The organism is Rhodovulum sp. (assembly GCF_011048875.1).
GTDB lineage: Bacteria > Pseudomonadota > Alphaproteobacteria > Rhodobacterales > Rhodobacteraceae > Rhodovulum > Rhodovulum tesquicola.
Map to the genome: position 1 here is coordinate 1 of NZ_DSDD01000190.1, position 5,570 is coordinate 5,570.

General features: G+C 69.5%; 6 protein-coding genes. All 6 read left to right on the forward strand.

Going from position 1 to position 5,570, the window contains the following annotated elements; translation table 11 throughout:
• Positions 1-195 precede the first annotated feature (195 nt).
• Complete coding sequence (locus ENN83_RS06690; RefSeq protein ID WP_287185422.1) at positions 196-693, forward strand: flagellar basal body-associated FliL family protein; 498 nt, start codon at positions 196-198, stop codon at positions 691-693.
• 10 nt (positions 694-703) lie between these two features.
• Complete coding sequence (locus ENN83_RS06695; RefSeq protein ID WP_287185423.1) at positions 704-1,120, forward strand: DUF6468 domain-containing protein; 417 nt, start codon at positions 704-706, stop codon at positions 1,118-1,120.
• Positions 1,117-1,710 (forward strand): MotE family protein, encoded by a 594-nt coding sequence (locus ENN83_RS06700; protein WP_287185425.1) that lies wholly within the window; start codon positions 1,117-1,119, stop codon positions 1,708-1,710. The genes ENN83_RS06695 and ENN83_RS06700 overlap by 4 nt, the downstream gene beginning before the upstream one ends.
• A gap of 61 nt (positions 1,711-1,771) precedes the next feature.
• The gene (gene motA, locus ENN83_RS06705) at positions 1,772-2,641 is read left to right on the forward strand and encodes a flagellar motor stator protein MotA (protein WP_287185427.1); all 870 of its coding nucleotides are present in this window, start codon (positions 1,772-1,774) and stop codon (positions 2,639-2,641) included.
• On the forward strand, positions 2,638-4,872 hold the full coding sequence (locus ENN83_RS06710; RefSeq protein ID WP_287185429.1) for a hypothetical protein: 2,235 nt from the start codon (positions 2,638-2,640) through the stop codon (positions 4,870-4,872). Before motA ends, ENN83_RS06710 begins: the two co-directional genes overlap by 4 nt.
• A 188-nt stretch (positions 4,873-5,060) precedes the next feature.
• Positions 5,061-5,570: FHIPEP family type III secretion protein (locus ENN83_RS06715; RefSeq protein WP_287185430.1), on the forward strand; the 510-nt coding region annotated here is incomplete at its 3' end.

Below are 5,570 nucleotides of genomic sequence, written 5' to 3' on the forward strand. Positions count from 1 at the left end.
ACGGTCGCCAGAATCACGATCACCCGGCGGCGCGGGGTCAGCCCGGTCCAAATGGCCATCAGCTGCTGCAAGTCGGGTCTCCCGATCCTGGGGGCTTCTGCCCCGTTTCTGCCGCATATCCATCGCAGGACGGGCTTAACAATCGGTTAGCCCTCCCGCGGCTATAGAGGTCGGGACAGTCAAGGAGGCCGTGAAATGGCCGGTACGGAAATCGACGGGGCAGAAGCGCCCCCCAAACGGTCCAAAAAGCCGTTGATCCTCGGCGTTGTCGGGGCGCTCGTGCTGGGTGGCGGGGCCTTTTTCGCTATTTATTCCGGCATGATCCTCGGCGGGTCGGACAAGCAGGCCGCGGCCCATTACAGCTCGGGCAAGGTGACCGATTCGATGCTGGGCAGCGTGGCCTTCGTGCCGGTCGAGCCGATGATCATCTCGCTCGGCCCCGAGTCGCAGCGCCGCCATCTGCGCTTTCAGGCCCAGCTCGAGGTGACGCCCGCTTACCAGCCGGAAGTGGCCCTGCTGATGCCGCGCGTGCTCGATGTGCTGAACAGCTACCTGCGCGCCGTCGAGGCCGCGGAGTTCGAGCGACCGACCGCCCTGATCACGCTCCGCGCGCAGATGCTGCGCCGGGTCCAGCTCGTCACCGGGCCGAATCGGGTGCGCGACCTTCTGATCACCGAATTCGTGCTGAACTGAGGAGGCGAGAATGGCCTTGATCGCCGACATCCTGCTGATCGCCGGGGCGCTGGGCGCCACGCTCTACTGTCATGTCCTGGCGCGCCGCCTGCGGCGCTTCAACGACCTGGAAAATGGCATGGGCGGCGCGATAGCCGTGCTCTCGGCGCAGGTCGACGACATGACCAAGGTCCTGCAAGGGGCACAAAGCACCGCGCGCCACTCGACCGACGGGCTGCAAAGCCTGACCGAGCGGGCCGAGGATGTGGCGCGGCGCCTCGAATTGCTGATCGCGGCGATGCATGACCTGCCCGCCGAGGCGCCGCAGGCGCCAGCCCCGGCCGCCCCTCCACCGCCCGCGCCGCCCACAGCAGCCCAGCAAGAAACAGCCCCGGCAGAGGCCCCGGCTGTCCTCTTCCGCCGTCGCGTTCCGGAGGCCGCCGAATGACCCGGAAACTTTCGCCCTTTCGCAGCGGCGGCGCCGTGCTTCCGGTGATCGCGGGACTTTTCCTCGCCTCGGGCCTGATCCGTTTCGGCGGCGGCACCGCGCAGGCGCTGACCGACGAGATCCGCGGCATGGCCCAGAAGCCGTCCGAAACCCAGGCCATCGCCGAGCCCTGCCCGCCGCCGCCCGACATCGCCGCCATCCTGGCCGCCCTTCAGGCCCGCGAAGCCGAGGTCGCCGCGCGCGAGGCCCTGCTGGACGAGCGCGCCGCCACGCTCGACATCGCCGGAGAAGAGGTCGCGCGCCAGATCGCCGCCCTCGAGGCTGCGCAGGCCGCGCTTCAGTCCACCCTGACCATCGCGGATGACGCGGCCGAAACCGATGTCGCCCGGCTGACCGCCGTGTACGAGAACATGAAGCCCGACGAGGCTGCCGCGCTCTTTGCCGAGATGGCCCCCGAATTCGCGGCGGGGTTCCTCGGCCGGATGCGGCCCGACGCAGCCGCGGCGGTCCTGGCGGGGCTCGATCCGCCGCTTGCCTATTCGATCAGCGTGATTTTGGCGGGCCGCAACGCGCGGGCGCCAAGGGAATAATCAGTCTTTATTAACGCGCGCCTGCGAGAGTGCGTCCGGAACGGATCGGATCGGAGCTGCCATGATCGGCATCGTCGGCATCGTCATCATCTTTGCGATGGTCTTCGGGGGCTACCTGCTGGCAGGCGGCAAGCTCGGGATCATCATCAAGGCGTTGCCATTCGAGATGATGATGATCTGCGGGGCCGCGGTCGGGGCCTTCGCCATCGGCAACGACATGGCGTCGATCAAGCACACGCTCAAGGATATCGGAAAGATCTTCAAGGGACCCAAGTGGAAACCCGCGGATTACCGCGATCTTCTGTGCCTGTTGTTCGAGATGATCCGCGTCGCCCGGCAGAACCCGCTGGAGCTGGAATCCCATATCGAGGCGCCCGCCGATTCCGCGATCTTCGGCCGGTATCCCAAGATCACGGCCGATTCCACCGCGGTCGAACTGATCTGCGATACCCTGCGCGCGGCCAGCATGAACTATGACGATCCCCACCAGGTCGAGGAGGTGCTCGAAAAACGGCTCGAGGCGCATGTGCACCACGCCATGCATTCCAGCCACGCGCTTCAGACCGTCGCCGACGGCCTGCCCGCGCTGGGGATCGTCGCGGCCGTTCTCGGCGTGATCAAGACCATGGGCTCGATCGACCAGCCGCCCGAGATCCTGGGCAAGATGATCGGTGGTGCGCTCGTCGGCACCTTCCTCGGCGTGTTCCTCGCCTATGGTTTCGTGGGCCCCTTCGCCGTGCGGGTGCGCGCCGTCACCGAGGAAGACGCTCATTTCTACCACCTCATCCGCGAGGTGCTGGTCGCCAACCTGCACAACCACCCGCCCACGATCTGCATCGAGGTCGGCCGCCAGAACACGCCCGGCGCGATGCGGCCCAGCTTCTCCGAACTCGAAGAGGCGCTGAAGGCCACCAAGCAGGAGGCCGCATGATCCACCGGGGCCTTCTGGCCATTCTTCTCGCGCTGCTCTGGGCGCCTTCCCTGGCCCAGACCGTCGCGATCCGCTCGGGCGAGCACGCGGATTTCTCGCGGCTCGTTTTCGAGATCCCGGCCGACGAGACCTGGACGCTGGGGCGCGGCGCCGACGGTTACCTGCTGCGTTTCGGCAATGCGGGGCTCGATTTCGCCTTCGGCAACGTGTTCAACCTGATCCCCCGCACCCGCCTGACCGCGATCGGCCGGGCCGAACCCGGGGTCGTGGCGCTTGCCGTTTCCGACAATGTCCATGCCGAGGCGTTCCTGCTGCGTCCGGGCATCCTGGTGCTCGACCTGCGCAACGGTCCCGCGCCCGCCAACTCGCCCTTCGAGGCGCCGCTGGATGCACCGCCCGCGCCGCCGCCGGTCGTCCTCCCCCGGCCGCAGGTGCGCCTGCCGCTCGATATCGGGCGCATGACGCCGTCGCCGGTGGTCGGACGGTTCCTTCCGACCGATCCGCGGCCCGTCGCCGCCCCGCCCGATCCCAAGGTTGAAAGCGCCCGGTCGGAACTGATGAAGCAGATCGGCCGGGCCGCCTCCCAGGGCCTGCTCGAACCCGCCGACATCACCCCCGACAGACCGCCGCCGCCCGCACAGGATCGCGCTCCGGCGCCGGACGCCGCCGATGCCGGCGCCCTGCTGGCCGGGCTGGAGGCACGGCCGAACATCCATGTCGAGACCAGCATCGACCGCGGCTATGGCCCCCAAGCCAGCGGGCAGGGGCGTTCGGCGCTGGGCGATCCCTGCTATCCCGACGCCTATTTCGACCTTGCCGCCTGGGGCGAGGACAGGAACCCCGCCGCGCTGATCGCCGAAGGGCGCGGCGCGCTGCTCGACATACGCGATGCGACCGATCCGGCGGGCGCCGAGCAACTGGTCTGCGCCTACCTGGCACTGGGCTTCGGGGCCGAGGCAAGGGCGGTGATCGACACGGTCCGGCTCGACACCCCGCCGGCCGCGGTCTGGCGCGAGCTTGCCGCGATCATCGACGAAGGCGTCGCCGAAACGCCCTCGGTCTTCGACGGCCAGCTTTCCTGCCCCACCCGCGCGGCCCTCTGGGCGTCCCTCGCCTGGCCGCGGATCCCCTCCAACTCCGAGGTCGACGAGGCCGCAGTGATCCGCGGGTTCTCGGAACTTCCGCTGCATCTGCGCCGCCATCTCGGCCCCATCCTGGCCGAGCGTTTCCTCGATTCCGGCGCGACCGAGTCCGCGACGCGGATCCGAAATGCCGTGGCGCGGGCGGGCGACAAGACGCGCACGGGCGAACTGACGATCGTCGAGGCCCGGATCGACATCACCCGCGGCGAGACCGAGGCCGCCGAGGCCCGGATCGACGACATCCTGTCCGAAGGCGGACCCGCCTCGCCCGAGGCCGTGGCCCTCAGGATCGAGAACCAGCTGAAGTCCGGCCTTGTCCCCGATCCCGACACCCTGCGCCTGGCCGAGGCGCTTGCCTATGAACGGCGCGACACCCCGCTGGGCGGGCGCCTCGTGCAGCTTGCGATTCGCGGCCATGCCGCCCAGGGCAATTTCGGGACGGCCTTCGGCATGTTGCGCCATCACGGGCTCGACTCCGTCGAGGAGCTGTCCTCCGACCTCGTGCGCGCGCTCGCCCGCGACGGCTCCGATGCCGACATGCTGCGCGAGGCGTTCGCGGGCGTGCTGACCACGCCGGATGCGGCCCTGACGCCCCGGGCGCGGCTGGCCGCGGCCGACCGGCTGCTCGATCTCGGCTTCGCGCCCCGCGCGGGCGAGGTCGTCGCAGACCTCCCGCCGCTCGGCATCGACGAGGAACGGCTCGTGCGGGCCCGCCTCGCGCTGGCCGCGGGTCGGCCCGGCGAAGCGGCGCAATATCTCTCGGGGCTCGACACGCCCGAGGCCGACCTCCTGCGTGCCGAGGCCGCCCGCGCCCGGGGCGATCTGGCCGAGGCGGCGCACTATTACGGGGCCGCCGGCGATACCGCCCGCCAGGCCGCGCTGGCCTGGCGCGAGCGGGACTGGTCCACGGTCGAGACCGCCGGCCCCGACGGCCAGAGCGGCTATGCCGCCATCCGCCAGACAACCCCGGCCGCCGCCTTCGACCCCGCGCAGGCGCCCAGCCTCGCGGGCGCGCGCGATCTGCTGGAGGGCAGCGCGGTCATGCGCGACCGGCTCAAGGATCTGCTCGCCGGGACAGGCACACGCTGAGACTGCGGGGATTCAGCTTTTGTCAACCGCACCGCCCTAGGCTTCAGGTGGACCGAACAGACCCCCCAAGGACCCGGACAGGCCAGAATGGCATATCCCAGATCCCGTCGCGCGCCCGCGCTGCCCGCCCCTGACGCGGGCGCATCCCCTTGCCGCGACGCGGCTTGCGTAAACGGCGGGGGGCGTCCATGCCGAACCTGACGCTCAAGGAACTCTTCCGCCCGACGATCCTGCTCGCGCTCGCGCTGATGGCGGTGATCGTGATGATGATCCTGCCGATGCCGGCCTGGGTGCTGGATATCGGCCTCGCGGCCTCTTTCGCGATTGCGATCCTGATCTTCACGGTCACGCTCTTCATCGAGCGGCCGCTCGATTTCTCGGCCTTTCCCACGGTGCTTCTGGCGGCCGTGATGCTGCGGCTCTCGCTCAACGTCTCCTCGACCAAGCTGATCATCGGCCAGGGCCATACCGGCACCGGCGCCGCGGGCGACGTGATCGAGGGATTCGCGATGTTCGTCATGGGCGGCAGCGTGTTCCTCGGGCTCGTGGTCTTCGCCGTGCTGATGATCGTCAACTTCATCGTCATCACCAAGGGCGCGGGCCGCATGGCCGAGGTCGGCGCGCGTTTCGCCCTCGACGGCATGCCCGGCAAGCAGCTCGCCATCGACAGCGACATGGCCGCGGGCGCCATCGACCAT

Bases quoted from the DNA above. Each gene is read 5' to 3' on its own strand.
- ENN83_RS06690 (WP_287185422.1), top strand. From the start codon at position 196: ATGGCCGGTACGGAAATCGACGGGGCAGAAGCGCCCCCCAAACGGTCC.
- ENN83_RS06695 (WP_287185423.1), top strand. From the start codon at position 704: ATGGCCTTGATCGCCGACATCCTGCTGATCGCCGGGGCGCTGGGCGCC.
- ENN83_RS06700 (WP_287185425.1), top strand. From the start codon at position 1,117: ATGACCCGGAAACTTTCGCCCTTTCGCAGCGGCGGCGCCGTGCTTCCG.
- motA (WP_287185427.1), top strand. From the start codon at position 1,772: ATGATCGGCATCGTCGGCATCGTCATCATCTTTGCGATGGTCTTCGGG.
- ENN83_RS06710 (WP_287185429.1), top strand. From the start codon at position 2,638: ATGATCCACCGGGGCCTTCTGGCCATTCTTCTCGCGCTGCTCTGGGCG.